Source organism: Streptomyces sp. NPDC054770 (genome assembly GCF_053611985.1).
On sequence record NZ_JBSHBL010000016.1, the window covers coordinates 97,140 to 122,724 of the forward strand.

General features: G+C 72.3%; 19 protein-coding genes. 6 read left to right on the forward strand and 13 right to left on the reverse strand.

All coding sequences use genetic code 11. From position 1 onward, the window contains the following. Positions 1–428 precede the first annotated feature (428 nt). A complete protein-coding gene (locus ACWGKQ_RS16960) occupies positions 429–2,816 on the forward strand; it encodes a Tex family protein (RefSeq protein WP_453292696.1) in 2,388 nt (795 codons plus the stop codon). 256 nt (positions 2,817–3,072) lie between these two features. Next, positions 3,073–3,798 (forward strand): DUF4232 domain-containing protein, encoded by a 726-nt coding sequence (locus ACWGKQ_RS16965; protein WP_453292697.1) that lies wholly within the window; start codon positions 3,073–3,075, stop codon positions 3,796–3,798. A gap of 32 nt (positions 3,799–3,830) precedes the next feature. Here the strand turns inward: ACWGKQ_RS16965 and ACWGKQ_RS16970 are convergent, their stop codons facing one another. From ACWGKQ_RS16970 to ACWGKQ_RS16985, 4 genes are all read right to left on the reverse strand, one after another. After that, on the reverse strand, positions 3,831–6,347 hold the full coding sequence (locus ACWGKQ_RS16970; RefSeq protein ID WP_453292698.1) for a flippase-like domain-containing protein: 2,517 nt from the start codon (positions 6,345–6,347) through the stop codon (positions 3,831–3,833). A 151-nt stretch (positions 6,348–6,498) separates the two neighbouring features. Continuing rightward, complete coding sequence (locus tag ACWGKQ_RS16975; protein WP_453292699.1) at positions 6,499–6,975, reverse strand: DUF1003 domain-containing protein; 477 nt, start codon at positions 6,973–6,975, stop codon at positions 6,499–6,501. A 182-nt stretch (positions 6,976–7,157) separates the two neighbouring features. Then, complete coding sequence (locus ACWGKQ_RS16980) at positions 7,158–8,798, reverse strand: ABC-F family ATP-binding cassette domain-containing protein (protein WP_453292700.1); 1,641 nt, start codon at positions 8,796–8,798, stop codon at positions 7,158–7,160. A 36-nt stretch (positions 8,799–8,834) separates the two neighbouring features. Next, positions 8,835–9,857, reverse strand: a complete 1,023-nt coding sequence (locus ACWGKQ_RS16985) for an oxidoreductase (RefSeq protein WP_453292701.1) — start codon at positions 9,855–9,857, stop codon at positions 8,835–8,837. 65 nt (positions 9,858–9,922) lie between these two features. Here ACWGKQ_RS16985 and ACWGKQ_RS16990 point away from each other — a divergent pair, with 65 nt between their 5' ends. After that, positions 9,923–10,867, forward strand: a complete 945-nt coding sequence (locus ACWGKQ_RS16990; RefSeq protein WP_453292702.1) for an FAD-dependent oxidoreductase — start codon at positions 9,923–9,925, stop codon at positions 10,865–10,867. 4 nt (positions 10,868–10,871) lie between these two features. Here the strand turns inward: ACWGKQ_RS16990 and ACWGKQ_RS16995 are convergent, their stop codons facing one another. Then, on the reverse strand, positions 10,872–12,824 hold the full coding sequence (locus tag ACWGKQ_RS16995) for a Xaa-Pro dipeptidyl-peptidase (RefSeq protein ID WP_453292703.1): 1,953 nt from the start codon (positions 12,822–12,824) through the stop codon (positions 10,872–10,874). A 224-nt stretch (positions 12,825–13,048) separates the two neighbouring features. Between ACWGKQ_RS16995 and ACWGKQ_RS17000 the strand changes: the two genes are divergently transcribed. Beyond that, on the forward strand, positions 13,049–14,518 hold the full coding sequence (locus ACWGKQ_RS17000) for a M1 family metallopeptidase (protein ID WP_453292704.1): 1,470 nt from the start codon (positions 13,049–13,051) through the stop codon (positions 14,516–14,518). 72 nt (positions 14,519–14,590) lie between these two features. Here the strand turns inward: ACWGKQ_RS17000 and ACWGKQ_RS17005 are convergent, their stop codons facing one another. Both ACWGKQ_RS17005 and ACWGKQ_RS17010 read right to left on the reverse strand, forming a co-directional pair. Continuing rightward, a complete protein-coding gene (locus ACWGKQ_RS17005) occupies positions 14,591–15,091 on the reverse strand; it encodes a macro domain-containing protein (RefSeq protein ID WP_453292705.1) in 501 nt (166 codons plus the stop codon). Positions 15,092–15,133: 42 nt separating this feature from the next. Beyond that, on the reverse strand, positions 15,134–16,603 hold the full coding sequence (locus ACWGKQ_RS17010; protein ID WP_453292706.1) for an amino acid permease: 1,470 nt from the start codon (positions 16,601–16,603) through the stop codon (positions 15,134–15,136). Positions 16,604–16,856: 253 nt separating this feature from the next. Between ACWGKQ_RS17010 and ACWGKQ_RS17015 the strand changes: the two genes are divergently transcribed. Continuing rightward, positions 16,857–17,564 carry a MerR family transcriptional regulator gene (locus ACWGKQ_RS17015; protein ID WP_453292747.1) on the forward strand — a complete coding sequence of 236 codons (708 nt, stop codon included), beginning with the start codon at positions 16,857–16,859 and terminating at the stop codon, positions 17,562–17,564. Positions 17,565–17,600: 36 nt separating this feature from the next. On the opposite strand, the gene ACWGKQ_RS17020 is transcribed toward ACWGKQ_RS17015, so the two are convergent. From ACWGKQ_RS17020 to ACWGKQ_RS17035, 4 genes are read right to left on the reverse strand one after another with little or no spacing between them, the layout of a single operon-like run. Continuing rightward, on the reverse strand, positions 17,601–19,796 hold the full coding sequence (locus tag ACWGKQ_RS17020) for a 3-hydroxyacyl-CoA dehydrogenase NAD-binding domain-containing protein (RefSeq protein WP_453292707.1): 2,196 nt from the start codon (positions 19,794–19,796) through the stop codon (positions 17,601–17,603). 40 nt (positions 19,797–19,836) lie between these two features. After that, a complete protein-coding gene (locus ACWGKQ_RS17025; RefSeq protein WP_453292708.1) occupies positions 19,837–21,051 on the reverse strand; it encodes an acetyl-CoA C-acetyltransferase in 1,215 nt (404 codons plus the stop codon). 58 nt (positions 21,052–21,109) lie between these two features. Continuing rightward, a complete protein-coding gene (locus ACWGKQ_RS17030) occupies positions 21,110–22,123 on the reverse strand; it encodes an LLM class F420-dependent oxidoreductase (RefSeq protein ID WP_453292709.1) in 1,014 nt (337 codons plus the stop codon). After that, a complete protein-coding gene (locus tag ACWGKQ_RS17035) occupies positions 22,123–23,298 on the reverse strand; it encodes a CaiB/BaiF CoA transferase family protein (RefSeq protein ID WP_453292710.1) in 1,176 nt (391 codons plus the stop codon). The genes ACWGKQ_RS17030 and ACWGKQ_RS17035 overlap by 1 nt, the downstream gene beginning before the upstream one ends. A 179-nt stretch (positions 23,299–23,477) precedes the next feature. On the opposite strand from ACWGKQ_RS17035, the gene ACWGKQ_RS17040 reads away from it, so the two are divergent. Next, complete coding sequence (locus ACWGKQ_RS17040; RefSeq protein ID WP_453292711.1) at positions 23,478–24,656, forward strand: saccharopine dehydrogenase family protein; 1,179 nt, start codon at positions 23,478–23,480, stop codon at positions 24,654–24,656. 27 nt (positions 24,657–24,683) lie between these two features. Here the strand turns inward: ACWGKQ_RS17040 and mmpA are convergent, their stop codons facing one another. Both mmpA and ACWGKQ_RS17050 read right to left on the reverse strand, forming a co-directional pair. After that, a complete protein-coding gene (gene mmpA / locus ACWGKQ_RS17045) occupies positions 24,684–24,830 on the reverse strand; it encodes a morphogenic membrane protein MmpA (RefSeq protein ID WP_453292712.1) in 147 nt (48 codons plus the stop codon). A 62-nt stretch (positions 24,831–24,892) separates the two neighbouring features. Beyond that, positions 24,893–25,585 carry an endonuclease V gene (locus ACWGKQ_RS17050; protein WP_453292713.1) on the reverse strand — a complete coding sequence of 231 codons (693 nt, stop codon included), beginning with the start codon at positions 25,583–25,585 and terminating at the stop codon, positions 24,893–24,895.

Consider the following 25,585-nt stretch of genomic DNA (forward strand, 5'->3'; position numbering starts at 1 on the left):
CGGCGGACCGAAAGGAACGGCCGATCGAGAGGTGGGGGCGATCGAAGCGGGCGCGAGCCCCTCGACTACGTCGGCTCGGCACCGCCGGACAGCGCCGTCGGGGTCGAACGCCGTTGCGGCGGATCGGAGGATCGACCGATCGAGGCGTGGGGCGGTCGGGAGGTGGGGGATCGAGGGGGCTGATCGAAGGGTGGGCCGATGGCGGCGGGCGATCAGTGTGAGCTATCAGCGGTGGGCCATTGGTGGTGGGTGATCGGGGATTTCCTCGGCTGTGGGGTGGCGGATTCGTTCAGGCGTGCGGGGGATCCCTCGGGTGTGCGACGGATTCGTGGAGAGTCCGTGTCGTGGAAAGGCGCCCTGGGGCCCGGTTGTCGGTGTCACCTGCCACAATTGCGGCGCAACCTCAGTGGAGAAGGCGGTACGGGATCGTGACGACACCCGGGTCCCTGGTTCCAGGGTCCATCGAAGGCAGGATCGCCGAGGAGCTCGGCGTACGGGAGCGGCAGGTCAAGGCTGCCGTGGAGCTGCTCGACGGCGGTTCGACGGTGCCCTTCATCGCCCGCTACCGCAAGGAAGCGACCGAGATGCTCGACGACGCGCAGCTGCGCACGCTCGAGGAACGGCTGCGCTATCTGCGGGAGCTGGAGGAGCGGCGGACGGCGATCCTGGAGTCGGTGCGGGAGCAGGGCAAGCTCACCGACGAGCTGGCGGCGCAGATCCGGGGCGCCGAGACCAAGGCGCGGCTGGAGGACATCTACCTGCCGTACAAGCCCAAGCGGCGCACCAAGGCGCAGATCGCGCGGGAGGCCGGCCTGGAGCCGCTGGCCGAGGGGCTGCTCGGGGACCCGGGGGTGGAGCCGCTGGCGGCGGCCGCCGCCTTCGTCGACGCCGACAAGGGCGTCGCCGACCCGCAGGCCGCCCTGGAGGGTGCCCGCGCGATCCTCACCGAGCGGTTCTCGGAGGACGCCGACCTCATCGGTGAGCTGCGCGAGCGCATGTGGGTGCGCGGCCGGCTCGCCGCCAAGGTGCGGGACGGCAAGGAGGAGGCGGGCGCGAAGTTCGCCGACTACTTCGACTTCGCCGAGCCGTTCACCGCGCTGCCCTCGCACCGCATCCTGGCGATGCTGCGCGGCGAGAAGGAGGAGGTCCTCGACCTCGTCCTGGAGCCGGAGGAGCCGACCGAGGGGCCGTCCTCGTTCGAGGGGATCGTCGCCCACAAGTTCGGGATCGCCGACCGGGGGCGGCCGGGCGACAAGTGGCTGTCGGACACGGTCCGCTGGGCCTGGCGCACCCGCCTCCTCGTCCACCTCGGCATCGACCTGCGGCTGCGCCTGCGTACGGCAGCCGAGGACGAGGCGGTCGACGTCTTCGCGGCGAACCTGCGCGACCTGCTGCTCGCCGCCCCGGCCGGCACGCGCGCGACGCTGGGCCTGGACCCCGGCTTCCGGACCGGCGTGAAGGTCGCCGTCGTCGACGCCACCGGCAAGGTGGTCGCCACCGACGTCATCTACCCGCACGTCCCGGCCAACAAGTGGGACGAGGCGATCGCCAAGCTGGCCCGGCTCGCCAAGGAGCACGCGGTCGAGCTGATCGCGATCGGCAACGGCACGGCGTCCCGCGAGACCGACAAGCTCGCCGGTGAGCTCATCACCAGGCACCCGGAGCTGACGCTCACCAAGGTGATGGTGTCCGAGGCCGGCGCGTCCGTGTACTCGGCGTCCGCGTTCGCCTCGCAGGAGCTGCCCGACATGGACGTGTCGCTGCGCGGCGCCGTCTCCATCGCCCGCCGGCTCCAGGACCCGCTGGCCGAGCTGGTGAAGATCGACCCCAAGTCGATCGGCGTCGGCCAGTACCAGCACGACCTGTCCGAGGTGAAGCTGTCGCGCTCGCTGGACGCGGTGGTCGAGGACTGTGTGAACGGCGTCGGTGTCGACGTCAACACCGCCTCCGCTCCGCTGCTCGCCCGGGTCTCCGGCATCACCTCCGGGCTCGCCGAGAACATCGTCACGCACCGCGACAACAACGGGCCGTTCACCTCCCGCGGCCAGCTGAAGAACGTGGCCCGGCTCGGCCCGAAGGCGTACGAGCAGTGCGCGGGCTTCCTGCGCATCCGCGGCGGCGACGACCCGCTGGACTCGTCGAGCGTGCACCCGGAGGCGTATCCCGTCGTCCGGCGCATGGTCAAGACGTCGGGCCAGGAGGTGGCCGCGCTCATCGGCAACACGGGTGCGCTGCGCTCGCTGCGGGCGACGGACTTCGTGGACGAGACGTTCGGTCTGCCGACCGTCACCGACATCCTCAAGGAGCTGGAGAAGCCGGGACGCGACCCGCGTCCGGCCTTCAAGACGGCCACCTTCAAGGAGGGCGTCGAGAAGATCGGCGACCTGTCCTCCGGGATGGTCCTGGAGGGGGTCGTCACGAACGTGGCGGCGTTCGGCGCGTTCGTCGACGTCGGTGTGCACCAGGACGGCCTGGTCCATGTCTCCGCGATGTCGAAGACGTTCGTCAAGGACCCGCGGGACGTGGTCAAGCCGGGTGACATCGTCAAGGTGAAGGTCCTCGACGTGGACATCCCGCGCAAGCGGATCTCGCTCACGCTGCGGTTGGACGACGAGGCGGCGCCGGCCTCCGGCGGTGAGCGCCGGCAGCAACAGCAGCGGGGTGGCGGCGGGCGTCCGCCGCAGCAGCGGCAACAGCAGCAACGTCAGGGGGGCGGCGGTCCTCGCCAGGCGTCTGCGCCCGCACCGGCGAACAGCGCGATGGCCGATGCTCTGCGCCGGGCCGGGTTGCTGAACGGGAAGAACGGGAAGCGCTGACAGTACCTTCCGAGGGTCGTGGGGAGCTGCGGGTCCGTCGTGGCCGGTCGCGCAGTTCCCCGCGCCCCTTGAGGGACGCGTCTCCCCGGCCGGCGTGACCTCGCTGCCCCGGACGACCACCCAAAGAAGACCGCCCTCGCCCGTGAACTCGTCGGCCGAGGCCGGACGGGGCGGCAGGTGAACGGAGGACGAAAAGGGCCTGTCGGGTCACCGTCGTATCTGTGCGCCCGTCGTGATCATGCATAGCGTTCATGTCATGCACATACGGGGTGGAAGACAGGTCCTGGTGACCGGGCTGCTGATGGCCGCAGCCGTGGCCTGCGATACGGGGGTTCACTACTCCGTTCCCGATACTCAGGCCAGTCACGAGACGACGGCGCGGCCTGGCGCGGCCACGACGCCGGTCTCCCCCGCTCAGCGCCCCGCCAAGGTCACCGAAGCCGCCGGGGCACCGGCGCCCAGCCGGACTGCCACTCCCTCGGACACCCGATCCCGTACCACCACGGCACCCGGTGCCCCCGCCTGCACGACGCACGGCCTCGCCGCCTCGGAAGGCCGGACCAGTCCGCAGGTGGGTGGCGGCCAGGGGTTCGCCGCGGAGATCGTGTTGCGCAATCGCTCGGGCTCGACGTGTCGGCTGAGTGGCTGGCCCGGTCTCACCTTCTTCGGTGACGGCACCCTCCACGTCTGCACGACAGCCGACCCTCCGGACTGCGAGAGCGGGCCGGTGAGCACCTCGGGCACCCGCCCGTTCAAGGTCAGCCGGTCCGGAGCGGCCACCCCACCCGTCATCCTGCTCGACCCGGGTCAGACCACGTCGTTCGTGCTGCACACGGACGAGTGGTGCATGGGGGTGGGCGCCCCCTACGGCGTGGACATCCGCCTGCCCGGCGGCTCCCTGCCGCTGACCCTGGTGCCCGGTCCCAACCTCTCCCCTTGCGACGACAAGCTCGACGTCACCGCTTTCGGCTCCACCGCCTGACCCGGCCGCCACCCGGCGCCGGACCGTGCCTGTCAGACGTATCCACGGCGCTGTACGAAACCGAGCGCGGCCGCCCCCAGCGGCACGTTCAGCCAGAACGTGAGCAGCCGGTAGACCAGGACCGCCGAGGTCGCCGGGCCGGCCGGTACGCCGAGGGCGGTCAGGCCCGCGATGAGGCCCGCTTCGAGCGCGCCGAGGCCGCCGGGGACCGGGGCCGCGTTGGCGAGCAGGCGGGCCGCCATGTAGGCGGCGCCGAGCTGGACGAACGGGAGGTCGCCGCCGAGCGCGTGGAGGCTGAGGGCGAGCCCGACGATCTGGACGAGCGGCAGGCCGAGCATGCCGACGACCCCGAGGGCCAGCTTGGCGGGGTCGGCGGCGATCCCGGTCAGCGTCGTGCCCGCCGCGCGCAGGAACGGCCACACCTTCGCGCGCAGGAAGCGGCGGCCGGGCGGGGTCAGGCCGAGCAGCCCGCCGGCGGCCAGCACGAGGACGATCGCGGGCAGGGTGTACTTGCCGACGGGCAGGTCCAGATGCACCCCGCCGTGACGCTGTCCGGCCGCGGTGAAGAACACGGTGGCGACCACCACGTTGGAGACCGCGCCGGCCAGGCTCTGCAGCCCGACGGAGGCCGTCGCCGCGCCGGTCTCGATCCCCGTCTTCTGGAGATAGCGCAGGTTGAGCGCCATGCCGCCGACGTTGCCCGGGGTGATCCGGTTCAGGAAGGAGCTGGCGAACTGCACCTGGTAGGTGGCACGGAACGGCAGCCGCCCCGGGATGGTGCCCAGTTGCAGGCAGGTGGAGAACGCCTGGGAGACGAAGGTGACGGGGACGACCGCGAGCAGCCACCACCAGTTCGCGTCGCCCAGCGCACGGAGGGCGGCCGGGGCGTTGGCGAGCTGCGGCAGCACGAGGTGGAGCACCAGGAACGCGCCGGCCAGTCCCAGGACGCTCTTCCAGGTGAACCGGGCGAGCGGGGCGGGTTTGGCGGCCGGGACGTCGCAGGCGCCGCGCACCTCCGCGGCGAGGTCGTGCATCAGGTTCGGCCGGCCGCCGGGGCGCAGGGTGCGGCGCCCGGTGCCGGCCGTGGCCTGCCGGGCGCGGGCCTGGTCGTAGTGGGCCGCCTCGCGGCGGGCGGGGCCGAGCAGGGCGAGCGGTTGCAGGTACGGCAGAGCGGTCGCGAGCCGTTCGGGGCCCAGGCCGGCCAGGGCGCAGGCGGTGGCGCGGGCCGGTCCGACGCGGACGGCGGTGGTGGCAAGCAGTTCGGCGAGGTCGCTGCCCAGCGTCTCGGGCGGCGCGTTGAGCTGCGCCCGCGCGAACGCGGTGAGCCGGGGGCTGCCGTCCGCTGCAACGAGGATGTGCTCGGGGCGCAACGCCCGGTGCGCGAGGCGGTGTTCCTGGATACGGGCCACGGCCGCCCATGCCTCACCGAGCAGGGTGTCGGTCAGCTCCTCGTCGGGGAGCGCGGACAGCGGGCGGGCGTCCGTCCCGACCGTCACCACCACCGCGCCGCCCCCGGCCACGGGGTAGGCGATGACGGGATCGGCGACCCGGGCGCCGGTGCGGGCGGCGAAGACCAGCATCAGCAGTTCGTGCTCGGCGGCGCCGAGCGGCCGCTGCTCGCCCGGGTCGGCCGGGTGGCGCAGCAGGAGGCGGCGGGCGAGCCGGTGGAACAGGTCGCGGCCCCGGTCCTCGGCGCCGAGGGCGCGTACGGTCAGCCGCGCGCCCTCGGCGGTCTCGGCGTCGTAGAGGACGCCCTCGCCGGGGAGTTGGCGTTCCGCCGGCAGTTCGCGGAGGGCTGCAAGGGGGATCCCGCAGGCGACCAGGGCGTCCGCGACGGCCTGGGCCGGCGGGCGGTCGGGCGGGCCGCCGGCCATGAGCAGGACGGCCGACCCCGCGGTGCCGCCGACGACGAGGGCCCCGAACGCGTCCAGCGGGACGAGCGAGGCGGCCAGCGCGCCGAGCGCCGCGCACCCGGCGGTCAGGGCCCACAGCGCCCGCCGCCAGGGCCGGGTCAGCCAGGGGCCCGCGGCGACGACCGCGGACGCGCAGGCCGCCAGGTACACCGCCGACGGCCAGCCCGCGTGCACCAGCCCGCCGCGGCCGACGAGCACCTCCGGCCACAGCTCGGGTCTGCTCTCGGCCAGGGCGAGACGGGTGAGCGCCCAGCCGACGGCCGCGCCCAGGGCCGCGGCGGGCAGCACCCTCGACACCGCGTCGAACCGGCGCCGTACGACGAGGACGACCAGGGCGGCCAGCGGTGCGAGCATGGCGACCGCCTGCACCGTGCCGACCAGTGTGTCGCGCAGGGCCGGTGGCAGCGCGGTGGCCGCGGTGAGCAGGCCCTGCTGCGCTCTGCGGGCGAAGTCCCGGGTGGCGACCGCCACCAGCACCGTCAGGGCGAGGGCGGCCAGGGACACCAGGAGCCGCAGCAGGTCGGCTGCGCGGCGCACGTCCTGGGGCGGCGGGGCGTCGACGGTGGGCTCCGCCTCGCCTGCCCCGGCTCCGCTCACGATGTCGGAGGACAGCAGCATGCCGTGCCGGTCGGTCATGTCCCGCCCCCGTCCGGGCTGCGAGGACGGCCCATGCGCGCGCTCCTTCGGGCACAGGTCCGGCTCGCCCGGACGTCGGCCCATGGTTCCATGCGGCCTGCGTTGCGCGCCTCCGTCGAATGACTGTACGCAGACGCGGTCGGCCGACGGATCATGTCGCCTTGGGGGGCTGGGGGGTGCCGTTCATCCGGGCGCGGTTCTCCGCGAGCAGTTCCTGGACGCGCTTCTCGACCTCCACGGGGTCGACGCCGAGGGCCCGCCCCATGTGGACGGCCCACACCTCCGAGCGCACGTTGGTCTCGAAGTCCAGGTCGGCGCGGACGTTCTCGCGGGCGGCCTGGCGGTTCTGGCTCACCATCACGAAGGTGGACAGGAAGATCGCCTCCAGGCTCACGATCATGGTGAGCAGGCCGAAGGGGAACGGGTCCCAGACCGCGCCGTCGCCGAAGACCCCCTCGTTGAAGACGATCCAGACCGCGAACCACAGCGCGTGCAGGTACACGAACGTCATGGTCCCGGAGAAGGCGGTGATGGCGTCCGCGATCCGGTCCTGGGTGCCGCGCATCCGGGCGAGGACGTCCTGTTCGTTCATGATGCGCGGGGCCGGCCGCTTGGATGATGTGGCCATGACGCCTCCTGCTGTGATGATCCGAGTCGGATCGCAGCGTACGTGGAGGGGCCGACAGCGCCGTAGGGGGTGCCGAGTTGGGTGGTCTGGCGGGTGCGGGTGCGTTGTGATTGCTCGCGCCCACGCGGCGGAGCCGCATATCGACACAGCCCCGCGCCGCCACGGGGCGCGTCCAGACGGAGTCAGCGTTCCGTCACCTTGCCCGACGCCACCTCCAGGCGGCGGGTCACTCGGATCGCGTCCAGCATGCGGCGGTCGTGGGTGACCAGGAGGAGGGTGCCCTCGTAGGTGTCGAGTGCCGATTCCAGCTGCTCGATGGCGGGCAGGTCGAGGTGGTTCGTCGGTTCGTCCAGGACGAGGAGGTTGACGCCGCGGCCCTGGAGCAGGGCCAGGGCGGCGCGGGTCCGCTCCCCCGGTGACAATGTGGCCGCGGAGCGCAGCACATGGTCCTGTTTGAGGCCGAACTTGGCCAGCAGGGTGCGGACTTCGACCGGTTCGGTGTCCGGTACGGCCGCGCAGAAGGCGTCCAGCAGGGACTCGGTGCCGTGGAAGAGCTTGCGGGCCTGGTCGACCTCGCCGACCAGCACGCCGGAGCCGAGGGCCGCGTGCCCCGCGTCCAGCTCCACCCGGCCCAGCAGCGCGGCGAGCAGCGTCGACTTGCCCGCGCCGTTCGCGCCGGTCACCGCGATCCGGTCCGCCCAGTCGATCTGGAGGGACACCGGGCCGAAGGTGAAGTCCCCGCGCCGTACCTCCGCGTCCCGCAGCGTGGCGACGACGGCGCCGGAGCGCGGGGCGGCCGCGATCTCCATGCGCAGTTCCCACTCTTTGCGGGGCTCCTCCACGACGTCCAGGCGCTCGATCATGCGCTGGGTCTGGCGGGCCTTGGCGGCCTGCTTCTCGCTGGCCTCGCTGCGGAACTTGCGGCCGATCTTGTCGTTGTCGTTGCCCGCCTTGCGCCGGGCGTTCTTGACGCCCTTGTCCATCCAGCCGCGCTGCATCTGGGCGCGGTCCTGGAGGGCGGACTTCTTGTCGGCGTACTCGTCGTAGTCGTCGCGGGCGTGCCGGCGGGCCGTCTCGCGTTCCTCCAGGTACGCGTCGTAGCCGCCGCCGTAGAGGTTGATCTGGTTCTGGGCGAGGTCGAGTTCGAGGACCTTGGTGACCGTGCGGGTGAGGAACTCGCGGTCGTGGCTGACGACGACCGTGCCGGCGCGCAGGCCGGTCACGAAGCGTTCGAGGCGCTCCAGACCGTCCAGGTCGAGGTCGTTGGTGGGCTCGTCGAGGAGGAAGACGTCGTAGCGGGAGAGGAGCAGGGAGGCGAGGCCGGCGCGGGCGGCCTGGCCGCCGGAGAGGGCGGTCATCGGCTGGTCGAGGTCGACGGCCAGGCCGAGGGAGTCGGCGACCTCCTCGGCCCGCTCCTCCAGGTCGGCGCCGCCGAGGTCGAGCCAGCGTTCCAGGGCGGTGGCGTAGGCGTCGTCGGCGCCCGGTGCCCCGTCGACCAGGGCCTGGGTCGCCTCGTCCATCACGCGCTGGGCCTCGGCGACCCCGGTGCGCCGGGCGAGGAAGGCGCGGACGGTCTCGCCCGGCCGCCGCTCCGGCTCCTGGGGCAGGTGGCCGACGGTCGCGGCCGGCGGGGAGAGCCGCAGTTCGCCCTGTTCGGGGGCGGTGAGCCCGGCGAGCATCCGGAGCAGGGTGGACTTGCCCGCGCCGTTGGCACCGACCAGCCCGATCACGTCTCCGGGCGCGACGACGAGGTCGAGCCCGGAGAAGAGCGAGCGGTCGCCGTGCCCGGCGGCGAGGTTCTTGGCGACGAGGGTGGCAGTCATCAGAACGCCGATCCTAATGTCCGCGGGGCCGGGTGGTCAGCGCGTCGTCGCCTGCACCAGGACGCTCCCGGCGGTGCGGGCCACGACGAAGGTCCCGCCCTTGGCCGCCCTGCCGTCCAGGGGGATGCGGTGGCGGCCGGGTTCCAGGACGCCGTCGAAGAGCTCGTGGGTGCGGGGGCGGGAGAGCCGGTCGAGGCGGTACGCCGTGAGCTGTACCCGGCAGGGCGAGGTGACCTCGATGCCGACGGTGCCGTCGGCGGCGACCAGGTGGGCCAGCCGGCGCTGCGGGAGCGGGCTGCGGTCGAGGGCGTGTTCGATCTGGGCGACGAGGAGCGGAATGATCGGGGCGAGTCCGTCCGCGTAGGCCACTTCCACGCCGGCCCGCTCGAACGCCTGGCGTACGGCGGTCCGCTCGGTCTCGGTGACCGCGGGGCCGAAGGCGACGGCTCCGTAGCCGCGGAGTTCCTCGGCGGGGACGCCGTCGGCGTCGCGGGTGATGTCCGCGCCGATGCCGATGGTGCGCAGGGCGGCGGCCAGCTTGGCGAGGAGGGCGACGCGGGCGCCGATCAGCAGCACCCGGCGGCCGGGCGGCGGGCCGGAGTCTTCGAGGAGGGCGCGGAGGGCCTCGCGGTACTCGGGGCCGTGGAAGCGGAACGGGCCGATGCCGTGGTAGCCGTTGAGCTCCAGGTCGGCGTGTTCGGCGGTCTGCCAGGCGAAGTCCCGCCAGATGTAGTCGTCGCCGTCGGGCTCGATGACCGCGGTGACCGCGCCGCAGGCCAGGTCCTCGCACTCGGGGCAGCCGTAGACGACGTAGCGGCCGTCGGGCAGCGGGGCCTCGGACTCCAGTAAGAGGCTGCGGACCTGGGCGGTGAAGATCGCGGGCGGGACGTCGGAGGCGAGCGGGGAGACGGCGTCCAGGTCGGAGAGCTGGAACAGCAGCGGGTGACCGTCGACGACGAAGTCCACGAAGTCCCGGTGGAGCTGGTAGCCGCCGTCGGCGCGGACACCGCCGGCGCGCATCGCCGGGGCCAGGCCGAAGGTCGCGTATGCGGCAGACATGCTGTGAGTATCCCCAGAGCGGGACGATCTGAGCGCGGCATGACATATTCCGCTAACGTCACCGTGTGCGGTCTGAGCTGAGTGACGAAGTGATCGTGGTCGGTGGCGGGGTCGTCGGGCTGACCACGGCGGTGGTGCTCGCCGAGGGCGGACGCCGGGTTCGGGTGTGGGCCCGGGAGACCGGCGGGCGTACGACCTCGGCGGTCGCCGGCGCGCTGTGGTGGCCGTACCGCATCGAGCCGGAGGCGCTGGTCGGGGAATGGGCGCTCGCCTCCCTTGTCGTGTACGCGGAGTTGGCGGCGCGGCCGGAGGAGACGGGCGTACGCCTGGTCGAGGGCGTACACGACGGCCTGCGGCTGGACGGGCTGGGTGCGTGGGCGGCTCAGGTGCCGGGGCTGGCCGAGACCGCCGAAGGTCTGGCGGCGCGGCTGCCGTTGATCGACATGCCGGTCCATCTGGCGTGGCTGCGGAAGCGGTTGGAGCGGGCGGGCGGGGCCGTCGAGGAGCGGGTGGTGGACGGGTTCGACGAGGTGCCGGCGCCGGTCGTGGTCAACTGCACCGGACTCGGGGCCCGTTCACTCGTCCCGGATCCGGCCGTGCGTCCGGTGCGCGGGCAGTTGGTCGTGGTGGAGAACCCCGGGATCACCACCTGGTACACGTCCGACGAGGTGGCGGGCGGTGCCTCCGCCTACTTCTTCCCGCAGCCCGGCGGGCTGCTGCTCGGGGGTACGGCGGAGGAGGGTGCCTGGTCCCTGGAGCCGGATCCGGAGGTCGCGGCCGGGATCGTGGCGCGGTGTGCGGCGGTGCGGCCGGAGATAGCCGGGGCCCGGGTGCTGGCGCACCGGGTGGGGCTGCGGCCGTACCGGAGGGCGGTCCGGCTGGAGCGTGAACTCCGTCCGGACGGGCGGGTGCTGGTCCACAACTACGGGCACGGCGGAGCCGGGGTCACGGTCGCCTGGGGATGTGCGCGGGAGGCGGCCGGGCTGGCGGATACCGGCCCGGCCGCCTGAGCGGTCAGCTCGCGGGAACGCGCTGGACGCTGCGCGGGCCGCGCACGCCGTGCAGGGCGGTCTTCTCGGGAGCGGTCCACCGTGCGGAGGTGGCGCGGGTGAACGCGGCCGCGCCGCCGACCAGCGGGACCCTGGCCGTCGTACGGGACAGGTCCACGGTGAGCGTCGGGGTGCTGGACGGCGGATCGATGAGGTCCTTGTCCGTGCCCGCGACGATCAGCGCCAGCCGGTGGCCCTTGGGTACGACGTGGTCGGTGGCCGCCAGGTCGAGGGTGATCGTGTAGGCCTTGCCGGGGGTGAGCGGGACGCCCTTGCCAGGGTCTGCGTAGGTGCCGAGGTCGGCCCAGCCGCGGCTGAAGACGGTGTAGTCGACGGCCTTGGTCTTGGCGGCGGTCTTCAGGAAGCAGGCGCTGTCACCGGCCGTGCTCTCGCCCCAGCAGGTGCGGTCGGTGAGGGTGGTGATGCCCTCGGCCGCGTCGGCGTAGTCCCGGATGGTGTCCGGGCCGAGGTCGACCAGGACGGCCGTCAGGTGGGCCGTCGAGGTGGTCGGGGTGGCGGTGACGGTCACCTTGCTGGATCCGGACAGCCGCAGGTCGCGGGTGAGCGGCGCGGTGAGGAAGCCTGCCTTGCCGGAGCTGGGGGTGGCGAGCTGGGCGGCCCAGTCGGTCTCGCTCTGCTGCGGGTCGTCCGTGAACTTCTCGGTGCCGGATCCCTTGTGCAGGCCGAGGGTGCCGACGCCTGCCTGGGTGCCGGTGGCGGGGCGCAGGGTGGTGGTCTGCGTGCCGCGCGGCGGCCAGACGGCGGAGGTCACCCACTGGTCGGGGTGGCGCTCGATGTCGGCCATCGGCTGACGGTCGATGCCGTTGTCGTAGCCGAGGAGTTCGTGGTCGAACCAGCGGTGCAGGGTGTCGACCCAGGCGCCGCGCCGGTAGTCGAAGGGGTCGACGTGCCCGGTCTGGGAGAGCCAGATCTTGCGCTCGACGCCGTTCTCGGCGAGGGCGTCCCACCACTGGCCGAAGTGCTTGGTGCGGACGTTGAGGTCCTGCATGCCGTGCACGAGGAAGACGCTCGCCTTCACCTTGGAGGCGTCCTTGACGTAGTCGCGCTCGGTCCACAGGTCGGTCCAGTCGCCGTTGCGCGGCGCGCCGTCGATCAGCTTCTGCTGGACGGCACCGCACTTGGCGTAGGCGTCGTCGCTCTCCACGGCACCGGCCAGCCAGTCGGGGCCCGAGTCGTAGAGCGGGGCGCCCTGGGCGAAGTAGTAGTCGTACCAGGAGGAGATGGCGCTGATCGGGACGATCGTCTTGAGGCCCTTGACGCCGGTGGCGGCCACGCCGTTGGCGATGGTGCCGTCCCAGCTCTTGCCGATCATGCCGGTCTTGCCGTTGGTCCAGCTCGCCTTGACCGTGGTGGTGCCGGTGCGGCTGCTGTACGCCTTCGCGCGGCCGTTCAGCCAGTCGATGACGGCCTTCGCGGACTGGATGTCGGAACGGCCGCCGACGTCGACACAGCCGTCGGAGCGGTTGGTGCCGGCCAGGTCGACGCCGACGAAGGCGTAGCCGCGGGGCACGAAGTAGTTGTCGTAGAAGAGCGGCATCTGGACGACGTTCCCGCCCGCGTCGTACGTCTTCAGCTGGCTCTCGTTGCCGCGTCCGCAGCAGGAGTAGTAGGGGCTGGCGTCCATGATGACCGGCACCTTGCGGCCCTGCGCGGCGGGCTCGGAGGGCCGGACGATGTCGGCGGCGACCCGGTCGGTCTTCCCGTCGCCGTCGGAGTCGAGACCGGTGTCCACCCAGACGGCCTCGCGGATGGCGTTCGCGTACGAGTAGACCGGTTGGCTCTCGCGCGGGGCGCCGGCGGCCTGGGCCGCGGCCGGAGTGAGGAAGGCGGCGATCAGGGCTGCGACGGCCGCGACGGCGAGCGGTCTCCAGATCGTGAAGCGCGTGCGTTTCGGCATGGGGCGGACGCTACCCGGGTCAACTCCCGTGCAGAAGGGGGCATCTGGGGGACCGTCAGGGCGGATTGCGGCCGAATGGCGATCGTGTGACAGCAGGTGCCATGGACAGGCCAGGGGCCACAGGGACTGAATAGGCTCCGAACAGTTTCGTGCTCCATCGACTTGGCGCTGCCCGCCGCGGTGTGGCGGGGGCGCCTCGGCCCCCCTACCGACCTGGAGTTCTCGTGCACCGCAGAATCCTCGCGCCGGGCGCCCTCGCGGCGGCCTCCCTGCTGCTGGCGATCCCGGCATCGGCCGCGAGCTACAGCCCCGGCGCACCGGGCATCGGCGACCCCTACTACCCGTACTACGGCAACGGCGGTTACGACGTCTCCCATTACGACCTGCGGTTGCAGTACCAGCCGGCCACCGACGAGCTGGCCGGTACGGCGACGATCCTGGCGCGCACCACGCAGGACCTGTCCAGCTTCGACCTGGACTTCCTGCTGGACGTGAGCGAGGTACGGGTCAACGGGGTGAAGGCGGACTTCGCCACGTCCGGTCAGCACGAACTGGTCGTCACCCCCAAGTCGCCGCTGGCGAAGGGCACGCCGGTCACCGTCGTCGTCCGCTACAGCGGGGTGCCGTCGACGAAGAGCGCGTACGGCTTCAACACCTGGCACCGGACACCGGACGGGGCGGTCGCGGCGGACGAGCCCGAGGCCGCCTGGTGGTGGTTCCCGAGTAACGACCACCCGCTGGACAAGGCGACCTACGACGTGTCGGTGGCCGTCCCCGACGGCACCCAGGTCATCTCCAACGGCCTGCTCCAGTCGACGAGTTCGCAGCGCGGCTGGACCCGGTACAACTGGCGGCAGAACAAGCCGCAGGCGACCTATCTGGCCACTCTGGCGGTCGGGAAGTTCGACATCACCACCAGTACGTCGGAGGGTGGGGTACCGGTCGTCAACGCCTACAGCAAGGACCTCGGCGACAACGACGGGGCGGCGCGGGCGAGCGTGGAGCGCACCGGGGAGCTCGTCGACTGGCTCTCCGGCTACTTCGGGCCGTATCCCTTCAGCTCGGCCGGCGGGTACGTGCCGAACACCACCACCGGGTACGCGCTGGAGACGCAGACCCGGGTCTACTACAGCCCGAAGCAGTTCGCGAACGGCGCCAACACCTCCGTGGTCGTGCACGAGCTGGCGCACCAGTGGTACGGCGACGACGTCTCCCTCAAGGGCTGGAAGGACATCTGGCTCAACGAGGGCTTCGCCCGCTACGCGCAGTGGCTGTGGTCCGAGCACGAGGGCGAGGGCACGACGCAGGAGCTCGCCGACTACGTGTACGCGTCGCATCCGGCCGACGACGCGTTCTGGACGGTGAAGCCGGGGGATCCCGGGCCCGACGACCAGTTCGACATCGCTGTCTACGACCGGGGGGCGCTGGCCGTGCAGGCGCTGCGGAACGCGGTCGGTGACGACGCGTTCTTCGCGATTCTGAAGGGGTGGCCGAAGGAGCACGCGTACGGGAACGCTTCGGTGGCCGACTTCGAGGAGTACGCGGAGAAGGTGTCGGGGAAGTCGCTGTCGGGGTTGTTCGACGCGTGGCTGTTCGAGCCTACGAAGCCGGCGGCTCCTGCGTTGAAGGCCGCGGTGGCTCCGGTCCAGCCGAAGTCCTGGAAGCAGATCGAGGCTACGAACGACGTGCACTGAGGGGGTGCCGGGTTCGGCGGGTGGGGGGCTGCGGGCCGTGTGTGGCTGGTCGCGCGGTTCCCCGCGCCCCTTTCAGGGGCGCTGCACGGAGGCTTCTTCCCCGTGGTCGTAGATCGTGACCTCGATGCCCCGTGCCACCAACCGTTCGTTTATCAGCGGCTCGATCCGGGACCACTTGCCGCCGGCCAGGCCGCAGCCTATGCGGGGCATGTGCACGGACGCGCCGCGTTCGGTCGCCTCGTCGGCGAGCTTGGCCAGCGCCGTGTCTATCGCCTCGTACCGGACCGGTACGCCCTTGCTGCCCGTCTTCGTCCCCCGCTGGCCGATCATGTTGGCCACCCAGATGTACCGATCGACGCGGACCAGCTGGACCGCGCCCAGGGCGAAGTCGTTGTTCGCGCGGTCGCGGTGCCAGGCGCGGTATGCCTTCTCCGGCTCCGGCCAGCGGCGGGAGAGCGCCAGCACGAAGCCCTTTCCCCAGCCGCCCAGGTCGTTGCAGACGTGGGCGATCACCTTGACGCCCTTGCCCGACGGCGTGGTGGCGTCCCCCCGGATGTATGTGATCTCCGCCATGACACCACCGTAGGCGATGCCACTGACAACGGCGCCGGCCTGCTACTTCGTGAGCTGGGACAGTTCCTTGTCGGTCGTCCGGGAGACCCGGCGGCGGACGCCGAACCAGCCGGCCACCAGCAGGGCGGCGATCACCGGGATGAGCAGGAGGGTCTTGCGGCCGACCTCGGGGTCGTTCCACATCATGCCGAGGCAGACCAGCAGGAAGGCGATCGTGGCGATCTCGGTCGCCGGGCTGAAGCGGAGGCGGAACGCGGGGCGGTCGACCAGGCCGGCCCTGGCCCGGCGGACGAAGATCAGGTGGCAGAGCATGATGATCACCCAGGTGCTGATGATGCCGAGGGAGGCGACGTTCAGCACGATCTCGAAGGCCTGGCTGGGCATGAGGTAGTTCAGGCCGACGCCGAGCACGCAGACCGCGCAGGTCAGCAGGATGCCGCCGTAGGGCACCTGGCTGCGGTTCATGCGGGCGGTGAACTTCGGGGCCGAGCCGGCCACCGCCATGGAGCGCAGGATGCGGCCGGTGGAGTACAGGCCGGAGTTGAGGGAGGACATCGCCGCGGTGAGGACGACCAGGTTCATCACGTCGCCGGCGCCCGAGACACCGATCTTGGAGAGGACCGTGACGAAGGGGCTCTCGTCGGCCGAGTACACCGAGCCGGGGAGGAGCAGGGCCAGCAGGACGACCGAGCCAACGTAGAAGAGGCCGACGCGCCACATGATCGAGTTGACCGCGCGCGGGACGACCTTCTCCGGTTCGGCTGTCTCGCCCGCCGCGACGCCGACCAGTTCCAGGGCCGCGTACGCGAAGATCACGCCCTGCATGACCAGGACGACCGGCATCAGGCCGTGCGGGAGGACACCGCCGTGGCCGGAGATGACGCCCAGGCCCGGGGTCTGCCCGTCGACCCGGTGCTGGGTGGCGAGCAGGAAGATGCCGATCAGCATGAAGCCGACGAGGGTGGCGACCTTGATGATCGCGAACCAGAACTCCATCTCGCCGAAGATCTTCACCGAGATGAGGTTCACCGCGAGGACCACGGCGAGGGCGATCAGCGCGAGCGTCCACTGGGGGATGCTCGTGAACATGCTCCAGTAGTGGGTGTAGAGCGCGATCGCGGTGATGTCGGCGATGCCGGTGGTCGACCAATTGAGGAAGTACATCCAGCCGGCGACGTAGGCACCCTTCTCGCCGAGGAACTCGCGCGCGTACGACACGAAGGAACCGGAGGAGGGGCGGTAGAGGACCAGCTCGCCGAGGGCGCGGACCACGAAGAAGGCGAAGATTCCGCAGACCAGGTAGGCGAGGGCGAGGGCCGGCCCCGCGTTGTGGAGGCGTCCGCCGGCGCCGAGGAAGAGTCCGGTGCCGATCGCGCCGCCGATGGCGATCATGTTGACGTGGCGGGCCTTGAGGTCCTTGCTGTAGCCGGCGTCGCCCGCGTCCGCGGGCGCCTGGGCCGCGTCGGTCCGGGTGGCGGCGGCCTGTGCCGTGTCCACGGCGTCCTTGCTCACAGGTGGTTCCACTCTCTGGTGCGCCCGGGCGGGTCGCGCTCGGGTGTCCGGAACGTAGTCGGTCGGCGCACTCGGTGGTGGGCACGGACCAAGGCGCCACCTTCCCCCGGCCACCTGGGCACATGCGATGGCGTAGGTCACAGAGCGGAACTTCTCACAAGGCCCAGATCGCGATATAGGGGTGAACATCGGGCGAACACCTACAGACACCGCCCGGTGTCACAGTGCCGGTGTGACAGCGATACTGCTGCACATGACGACCGACGCCGACGGCGACCTCGGGGAGCCGGCGCTCACGATCGACGAACTGGCCGCGCGGGCCGGCACCACGGTCCGCACCGTCCGCTTCTACGGCACCCGGGGGCTGCTCCCGCCGCCGGTGATCGGCGCGCGCCGGGTGGGCCACTACGGGCGCGAGCACCTGGCCCGGCTGGCACTGATCGAGGAGTTGCAGCACCAGGGCATGACGCTGGCGGCGATCGAACGCTATCTGGGGCAGCTGCCGCCCGGCCTGAGCCACCACGACCTGGCCATCCACCGGGCCGTGGTGGCCTCCTGGGCCCCGGACACCGAGGAGACCGTGACGGCCGGGGAGCTGCGCCGGCGGGCCGGGCGGCCGCTGGACGAGGAGGACGTCGAACGGCTCGTCGCCATGGATGTCGTACGACCGGACGGGAACGCCTACCGCATCGACCCCGGCCTGCTCCGGCTCGCCGTGCAGCTCCTCGACGTGCCGCTGTCCGAGAAGGCGATCCTGGCCGCGCGCACGGTCCTGACCGAACACGCGCGGGCGGCCGCGCACGAGCTGTCCCAGCTGTTCCGGGCCGAGGTGGCGGAGCGGACGGAGGCGGACGTGAAGTCCCTGTCCGCGCACATGCGGCCGCTGGTGGTCCAGGCACTGCTGACCGCCTTCCAGCGCTCGCTCAGTGCGGAGGTGCACCAGTGGCTCGCGGACTCCTGAGGAGGATCCGCTCCGCGCACTCGGCCCGGCGCCGGGTCAGCGCCCGTCCGTGAAGGTCTCCCCCTGCTCCGCCTTCGCCACCAGCAGCGCGGGCGGCGTGAACCGCTCGCCGTAGGTCTCGGCGAGTTCACGCGCGCGTGCCACGAAGCCGGGCAGACCTGCACCCGCCCCGCCGTAGGCGTCGTAGCCGTTGATGTACTGGAGGACGCCGCCGGTCCAGCCGGGGAAGCCGATGCCGAAGAGCGAGCCGATGTTGGCGTCGGCGACCGAGGTGAGGACGCCCTCCTCCACGAGGCGGACGGTGTCGAGGGCCTCGGAGAAGAGCATGCGCTCCTGCATGTCCCGGAACGGGATCTCGTGGCCGGGCTTCGTGAAGTGCTCGCGCAGTCCGGGCCACAGGGCGGCGCGGCCGCCGTCCTCAGCGTAGTCGTAGAAGCCCGCTCCCCCGCTGCGGCCGGGGCGGCCGAACTCGTCGACCATGCGGTCGATGACCGCCTCGGCGGGGTGCGCGGTCCAGGTGCCGCCGGCCTCCTCGACGGCCAGCCGGGACTCGCGGCGGATCTTCTGCGGCAGGGTGAGGGTCAGCTCGTCCATCAGGGAGAGCACCTTGGCCGGGTAGCCGGCCTGGGCCGCCGCCTGCTCGACCGACGCGGGCTCGATGCCCTCGCCGACCATGGCGACGCCCTCGTTGATGAAGTGGCCGATCACCCGGGAGGTGAAGAAGCCGCGCGAGTCGTTGACGACGATCGGCGTCTTGTTGATCTGCCGGACCAGGTCGAAGGCGCGGGCCAGGGCCTCGTCGCCGGTGCGCTCGCCCTTGATGATCTCGACGAGCGGCATCTTGTCGACGGGCGAGAAGAAGTGCAGGCCGATGAAGTCGCTCTGGCGCTCGACGCCCTCGGCGAGGGCGGTGATGGGCAGGGTGGAGGTGTTGGAGCAGAGCAGGGCGTCGGGGGCGACGACCGACTCGATCTCCTGGAAGACCTTGTGCTTCAGGGCGGTGTCCTCGAAGACGGCCTCGATGACCGCGTCGCAGCCGGCCAGGTCCTGCGGGTCGCCGGTGGGCGTGATGCGGGCGAGCAGCGCGTCCGCCTTCTGCTGGCTGGTACGGCCCTTGGCGACGGCCTTGGCGCAGAGCTTCTCGGAGTAGCCCTTGCCCTTCTGGGCGGCCTCGGCGGAGACGTCCTTGAGGACGACGTCGATGCCCGCGCGGGCGCAGGAGTAGGCGATGCCGGCGCCCATCATGCCCGCGCCGAGGACGGCGACCTTGGTGACCTTGCGGGGCTCGACGCCCTTCGGGCGGTTGGCACCGGAGTTGACGGCCTGGAGGTCGAAGAAGAACGCCTGGATCATGTTCTTCGAGGTCTGCCCGGCGGCCAGCTCCACGAAGTAGCGGGCCTCGATGACCTGGGCGGTCTCGAAGTCGACCTGGCTGCCCTCGACGGCGGCGGCGAGGATGCGGCGCGGCGCCGGGTAGGGGGCGTTGTTGGTCTGCTTGCGCAGGGTGGCCGGGAAGGCGGGCAGGTTGGCGGCGAACTTGGGGTTGGCGGGTGTGCCGCCGGGGATCCGGTAGCCCGGGGTGTCCCAGGGCTGGCGGGACTCGGGGTTGGCGTCGATGAACGCGCGGGCCTTGGCCAGCAGGTCCTCCGGCGACTGGGCCACCTCGTGGATGAGGCCGTTCTGCAGCGCGCGCGTGGCGTTGTACTGGGTGCCCTGGAGAAGCACCTTGAGGAGGGCGTCGGCGATGCCCAGGAGGCGGACCGTGCGGACGACTCCGCCGCCGCCCGGGAGCAGGCCCAGGGTGACCTCGGGGCAGCCGATCTTGGTGCCGGGGGTGTCGAGGGCGACCCGGTGGTGGCAGGCGAGGGCGAGCTCGTAGCCGCCGCCGAGGGCCGCGCCGTTGATGGCGGCCACGACCGGCTTGCCGAGGGTCTCGATTCGGCGCAGGTTGCGCTTGATCGCGAGGCCGCCGTCGAAGAGGTCCTGGGCGGTCTCGGGGGTGACGCGGATGAGGTCGCGCAGGTCGCCGCCGGCGAAGAAGGTCTTCTTGGCGGAGGTGAAGATGATCCCCCGGATCGAGTCCTGCTCGGCCTCCAGGCGGTCGGCGACCGCGGCGAGGGACTCGACGAAGGCCGCGTTCATGGTGTTGGCGGACTGGTTGGGGTCGTCCAGGACGAGGGTGACGACGCCGGTGTCGTCCTGTTCCCAGCGGATGGTGGTGCTCTCGGTCATGGCTCGTGTCTCCGTGAAGTCTCTTGGTTCCGCGGGGATTTCAGACGCGCTCGACGATGGTGGCGATGCCCATGCCGCCGCCCACGCACAGGGTGGCGAGGCCGTAGCGCTTGTCCTGGCGCTCCAGTTCGTCGACGAGCGAGCCGAGGATCATCGCGCCGGTGGCGCCGAGCGGGTGGCCCAGCGCGATCGCGCCGCCGTTGACGTTGACCTTGTCCAGGGACAGGCCCATGTCCTTCACGAAGCGCAGCACGACCGCCGCGAACGCCTCGTTGATCTCGACCAGGTCGATGTCGTCGATGGTGAGACCGGCCTTGGCGAGGGCCTTGCGGGTGGCGGGGGCGGGGCCGGTGAGCATGATGGTCGGTTCGGAGCCGGAGACGGCGGCCGAGACGATCCGTGCGCGGGGGGTGAGTCCGTAGCGGTCGCCGATCTCCTTGGAACCGATGGCGACCAGGGAGGCGCCGTCGACGATGCCGGAGGAGTTGCCCGCGTGGTGGACGTGGTCGATCTGCTCGACCCAGTGGTACTTCTGGAGGGCGACCGCGTCGAAGCCGCCCAGTTCGCCGATGTCGGCGAAGGAGGGCTTCAGCTTGGCGAGGGAGTCGGCGGTGGTGCCGGGGCGCAGGTGCTCGTCATGGTCGAGGACGACCAGGCCCGCGCGGTCCTTCACGGGGACCAGGGAACGCTCGAAGCGGCCTTCCTTCACGGCCGTCGCCGCGCGCTCCTGGGAGAGCGCCGCGTACTCGTCGACGTCCCGCCGGGAGAAGCCCTCGATGGTGGCGATCAGGTCGGCGCCGATGCCCTGCGGCACGAAGTTGACGGCCAGGTTGGTCATCGGGTCGTTGAACCAGGCGCCGCCGTCCGAGGCCATCGGCACCCGGGACATCGACTCGACGCCACCGGCGAGGACGAGGTCCTCGAAGCCCGAGCGGACCTTGGCGGCGGCCATGTTCACGGCCTCCAGGCCGGACGCGCAGAAGCGGTTCTCCTGCACGCCGGCGACGGTGTCCGGCAGTCCGGCGGCGATCGCGGCGATCCGCGCGATGTCGGAGCCCTGGTCGCCGACCGGGCCGACGACCCCGAGCACGATGTCGTCGATCGCGGCCGGGTCGAGGTCCGGGAAGCGGTCACGGATCTCGTGGATGAGGCCGACGACCAGGTCGATGGGCTTCGTGCCGTGCAGGGCGCCGTTCGCCTTGCCGCGGCCGCGCGGGGTGCGGATCGCGTCGTACACGTACGCTTCGGTGCTCACTGACAAGCCTTTCAACGAGGTTTTTTCAAGAGACGAGGGTCTTTCAAGAGCGTGAGGGTCAGAGCCAGTTCTTGACGGTCTCGACCAGGCGGGCCGGATCCGGGCCGACGGGGGTGATGTCCAGCATGGTCACGCCGGCCTCGCGGAAGGCGGCGATACGGTCGCGGACGTAACCCTCCGGGCCGCACAGGGATATGAGCTCGCAGAACTCGTCCGGTACGGCCGCCGCGGCGTCCCGCTGCCGGCCGTCGAGGTACAGCTCCTGGATGAGCCGGGCCTCCTTCTCGTAGCCGTAGGCGACGGCGAGGTCGTTGTAGAAGTTCTTCCCCGGCGCGCCCATGCCGCCGACGTACAGGGCGATCCGCGGGCGGACCAGGTCCCGGGCGGCGGCCGCGTCCTCGCCGATGGCCAGCAGTCCGCCGGCGACGATCTTCAGCTCGCCGAGGGCCGGGTCGCGGCGGGCGGCGCCCTCCGCCAGGGGCGTGCCCCAGACCTGGTGGGCCTTCTCGGGGATGAACAGGGTGGGCAGCCAGCCGTCGGCGATCTCGGCGGTCATCCGGACGTTGGCGGGGCCCAGGGAGGCCACGTAGAGCGGGACGGCCGGGCGGACCGGCTTGGTGAGGATCTTCAGGGGCTTGCCGAGGCCGCCCGGGCGGGGCATGTCGGTGATGCCGTGGTGGTCGATGACCTCGCGGCGCAGGATCCGCCGGGTCAGCTCGATCGTCTCGCGGGTACGGCCGAGCGGCTTGTCGTAGGCCTTGCCGTGCCAGCCCTCGATCACCTGCGGGCCGGAGGCGCCCAGGCCGATGATCGCGCGGCCGCCGGAGACCGCGTCGAGGCCGGCGGCCGTCTGGGCGATGAGGGCGGGGGTGCGGGAGTAGACGTTGAGGATCCCGGAGCCGATCTTCATCCGTTCGGTGCGGGCGGCCAGGTAGCCCATGATCGTGGGCGCGTCGAAGCCGTAGGCCTCCGCGACCCAGACCGCGTCGAGGCCGGCCGACTCCAGCGCGGCGGCCTGGTCCGCGGCGGTACGCGGGTCGCCCGCGTAGTCGAGGAAGGTCGAGAGCTCCATCAGATGGTGTCCTTGTCGTGGTCGTCGTCTTGGCCGTCGTCCTGGCCGTCGAGGAGTGCCGGTACGTCCCAGTCGCGGGCCACTCCGGTGGTGTCCGCGCCCGGCCGGGCGGGGGCGGTGCGCACGGTCGTGGGGGTCGCGGAGAAGCGCGGGGCGGGGGCCGGCTGGGTGATGCCGCCGTGGTCGGTGAAGGTGCCGCGGGCGGCCAGATGGGGGTGGTGCGGGGCCTCGCGGAGGGAGAGGACGGGGGCCACGCAGGCGTCGGAGCCGTCGAAGACCGCCGTCCACTCGTCCCGGGTACGGGCCTTGAAGCGGGCGGCGACGCGCTCGCGCAGCTCGCCCCAGCGGGTCCAGTCCTTGCGGGCGTCGGCCAGGTCGTCCAGGCCGCCGAGCAGCCGGAGGAACTCGGCGTAGAACTGGGGCTCCAGGGCGCCGACCGCCATGTATCCGCCGTCGGCCGTCTCGTAGGTGCCGTAGTACGGGCAGCCGCCGTCCAGCAGGTTGGCCGCGCGCCGGTCCTGCCAGCGGCCCGCGGCCACCATGCCGTGGATCATCGCGGCGAGGTGCGCGGTGCCGTCCACGATGGCGGCGTCCACGACCTGGCCGGTGCCGGTCGCGCGCGCGTGGTGCAGGGCGGCCAGGACGCCGACGACGAGGTAGAGGGAGCCGCCCGCGTAGTCGCCGAGCAGGTTGGCGGGGACGGCCGGGGGCTCGTCGGGGCGGCCGATCATGCCGAGGGTGCCGGTGAGGGCGATGTAGGCGATGTCGTGGCCCGCGCGGTGGGCGAGCGGGCCCTGCTGGCCCCAGCCGGTCATCCGGCCGTAGACCAGGCGGGGGTTGCGGGCGTGGCAGTCCTCCGGTCCGACGCCGAGCCGCTCGGCGACGCCGGGGCGGTAGCCCTCGATCAGGATGTCGGCGCGGTCGGCCAGGTCGAGGACGCGGGCAGGGCCGTCCGGGGACTTCAGGTCGACCAGCACCGAGCGCTTGTTGCGGTTGGTGACGTCGTACGCCGGGTCGACGGCGAGCCCGGGGCCGCCGGGCCGGTCGACGCGGACCACGTCGGCGCCCAGGTCGGCGAGGAGCATGGCGGCGAACGGGCCGGGGCCGATGCCGGCCAGCTCGACCACGCGCACGCCGGAGAGCGGGCCGTGTCCTGGCGTCCCTGCCGTGGTCATGCCGCCCCCAGTCATGTGACACAACTGATGTAACACCGATGATGCTAAGAACACGTTCCACTGGGCACAAGGGTGGACGAGCAAGCGCTTAGTCAAGTTACCCCGTAGGGGTGCGTCCGCACTCCTCACGCTAGCCTCAGCCACCGACAACGGCGCGGGTTGCACGACCGAGAGGTGTCATGAGCAGGCTGAAGACGACGGACCGTCCCTACGACCTCGTGCTCTTCGGAGCCACCGGCTTCGTCGGCGAGCTCACCGCCGAGTACCTCGCCGCCCATGCGCCGAAGGGCCTGCGCTGGGCCCTCGCGGCCCGGGACGAGCGCAGGCTCGCGGCGCTGCGCGAGCGGCTGCCGGGCGACGCGGAGGTCGGGGTGCTGCGCGCCGACGCGGCGGAGCCCGCCACGATCCGCGCCCTCGCCGAGCACGCGCGCGTGGTGGCCACCACGGTCGGCCCCTACGGCCGTTACGGCGAGGACCTGGTCGCGGCCTGCGCGGACACCGGCGCCGACTACCTGGACCTGTGCGGCGAGCCGGAGTTCGTGGACCTGACGTACGTCCGGCACGACGCACGCGCGCGTGAGACGGGCGCCCGCCTGGTGCACGCGTGCGGTTTCGACTCGGTCCCGCACGACCTGGGCGCGTACTTCACGGTCCGCCAGCTGCCGGAGGGCGTGCCGCTGACCGTGGACGGGTTCGTGACCGCCGACGCGGCCTTCTCCGGCGGCACCTTCGCCTCCGCGCTGGACCAGTTCGCGCGTCCCCGGCAGATGATCGCCGCCGCGCGGGACCGCGCCCGGCACGAGCCCCGGCTGCTGAGCCGCCGGGCGAGCGCGCCGACGGGTGTCCCGCGCTTCGCGCCCGAGGTCGGCGCCTGGGCGCTGCCGCTGCCCACCATCGACGCCCAGATCGTGCGCCGTTCGGCGCGGGCCCTGGACCGCTACGGCCCCGACTTCCGCTACCGGCACTACGCGGCCGTCAGGCACCTGCCGATGGCGCTCGGCGGGGTCGCGGCCGTCGGCGCCGTCGCCGCGGCCGCCCAGCTGCCGCCCGCCCGGCGCTGGCTGTCGGACCGGCTCAGGCCCGGGGACGGGCCGGACGCGGAGAAGCGGGCCCGCAGCTGGTTCACGGTCCGGTTCGTCGGCGAGGGCGGCGGACGCCGGGTGTTCACGGAGGTCTCGGGCGGGGATCCCGGCTACGGCGAGACGGCGAAGATGTTCGCCGAGGCCGCCCTCTCCCTCGCCTTCGACGACCTGCCGCCGACGGCCGGCCAGGTCACCACCGCGCAGGCGATGGGCGACGCACTGACCGAGCGGCTGCGGGCGGCGGGCATCGGGTTCCGGGTGGCTGCAACGTTCTAGCAGGCGTTCCGGCAGGCCCGGGCACCGTCAGGACTGCCACTCCAGCACGGTGTAGAGCATCGCGACGATCCAGGCGAACCCCGCCACCGCGGCGAGGACCAGCGCCGCGTTCACGGCGCGCTCGACGGACTGGGCGGGGTCGGCCGCGGGCTTGGGTGCACGGTGTGTGGTCATGCGGGCCAGCCTGCCGTCGGGCGCGGGCCGCCCACATCCGTACTCGTACTCAGAGCGGATACTCAGGCCTGGGCCTCGCGCAGCGCCCGGCGGCACAGCGCGTCCGCGCGGCGGGTGGTCTCCGGCAGCCGGTACTTCGGGGTGAGCGCGAGCGTGTGGGCACAGGCGTTGTCGAGGCTCACCCGGTGGCCGACGGAGACGAACACCGGCTTGACCGCGTCCCGGGTGCGCAGGGCGCGGCCGACCTCCTCGGCGCCGGCGAGCAACGGCGCGTGGCTGCCGCGCGGGGCGTCCGGGTCGTCGTACGCGAAGGTGAAGGGGTTCTTGGCGACGCCGACGGTGGGCAGGCCGGTGAGGACGCCCAGGTGGCTGGCGAGGCCGAAGCGGCGCGGGTGGGCGAGGCCGTAGCCGTCGCAGACGACCAGGCCCGGCGGGCAGGGCAGGGCGTCCAGGGCGGCCCGTACGGTCGGGATCTCGCGGAAGGCGAGCAGTCCCGGCACGTACGGGAAGGACACCCGGCCGACGGCGGTCGCCTCGGCGACGACCTCCAGGGTCGCCGCGTCCAGGACGACGGCCGCCGCGGCGACCAGGTCCCGCTCGTCGTCGTAGGCCACGTCGACGCCGGTGACCCGACCGGTGCCGGGCGCCGGGCCCGGCTCGTCGAGGACCACCCGGCCCCGCAGCTCGTCCTGCACGGCCAGGGCCGCTTCCTCGGTCGCGGGCCAGTCGGCGGGTACGCGTACGGTCGTCGTCAT

Excerpts from the sequence above, each read along its gene's own strand:
- ACWGKQ_RS16965 (WP_453292697.1), top strand. The coding sequence starts at position 3,073 with ATGCACATACGGGGTGGAAGACAGGTCCTGGTGACCGGGCTGCTGATG.
- ACWGKQ_RS16970 (WP_453292698.1), bottom strand. The coding sequence starts at position 6,347 with ATGACCGACCGGCACGGCATGCTGCTGTCCTCCGACATCGTGAGCGGA.
- ACWGKQ_RS16975 (WP_453292699.1), bottom strand. The coding sequence starts at position 6,975 with ATGGCCACATCATCCAAGCGGCCGGCCCCGCGCATCATGAACGAACAG.
- ACWGKQ_RS16980 (WP_453292700.1), bottom strand. The coding sequence starts at position 8,798 with ATGACTGCCACCCTCGTCGCCAAGAACCTCGCCGCCGGGCACGGCGAC.
- ACWGKQ_RS16985 (WP_453292701.1), bottom strand. The coding sequence starts at position 9,857 with ATGTCTGCCGCATACGCGACCTTCGGCCTGGCCCCGGCGATGCGCGCC.
- ACWGKQ_RS16995 (WP_453292703.1), bottom strand. The coding sequence starts at position 12,824 with ATGCCGAAACGCACGCGCTTCACGATCTGGAGACCGCTCGCCGTCGCG.
- ACWGKQ_RS17005 (WP_453292705.1), bottom strand. The coding sequence starts at position 15,091 with ATGGCGGAGATCACATACATCCGGGGGGACGCCACCACGCCGTCGGGC.
- ACWGKQ_RS17015 (WP_453292747.1), top strand. The coding sequence starts at position 16,857 with ATGACGACCGACGCCGACGGCGACCTCGGGGAGCCGGCGCTCACGATC.
- ACWGKQ_RS17020 (WP_453292707.1), bottom strand. The coding sequence starts at position 19,796 with ATGACCGAGAGCACCACCATCCGCTGGGAACAGGACGACACCGGCGTC.
- ACWGKQ_RS17030 (WP_453292709.1), bottom strand. The coding sequence starts at position 22,123 with ATGGAGCTCTCGACCTTCCTCGACTACGCGGGCGACCCGCGTACCGCC.
- ACWGKQ_RS17035 (WP_453292710.1), bottom strand. The coding sequence starts at position 23,298 with ATGACCACGGCAGGGACGCCAGGACACGGCCCGCTCTCCGGCGTGCGC.
- ACWGKQ_RS17040 (WP_453292711.1), top strand. The coding sequence starts at position 23,478 with ATGAGCAGGCTGAAGACGACGGACCGTCCCTACGACCTCGTGCTCTTC.
- mmpA (WP_453292712.1), bottom strand. The coding sequence starts at position 24,830 with ATGACCACACACCGTGCACCCAAGCCCGCGGCCGACCCCGCCCAGTCC.
- ACWGKQ_RS17050 (WP_453292713.1), bottom strand. The coding sequence starts at position 25,585 with ATGACGACGACCGTACGCGTACCCGCCGACTGGCCCGCGACCGAGGAA.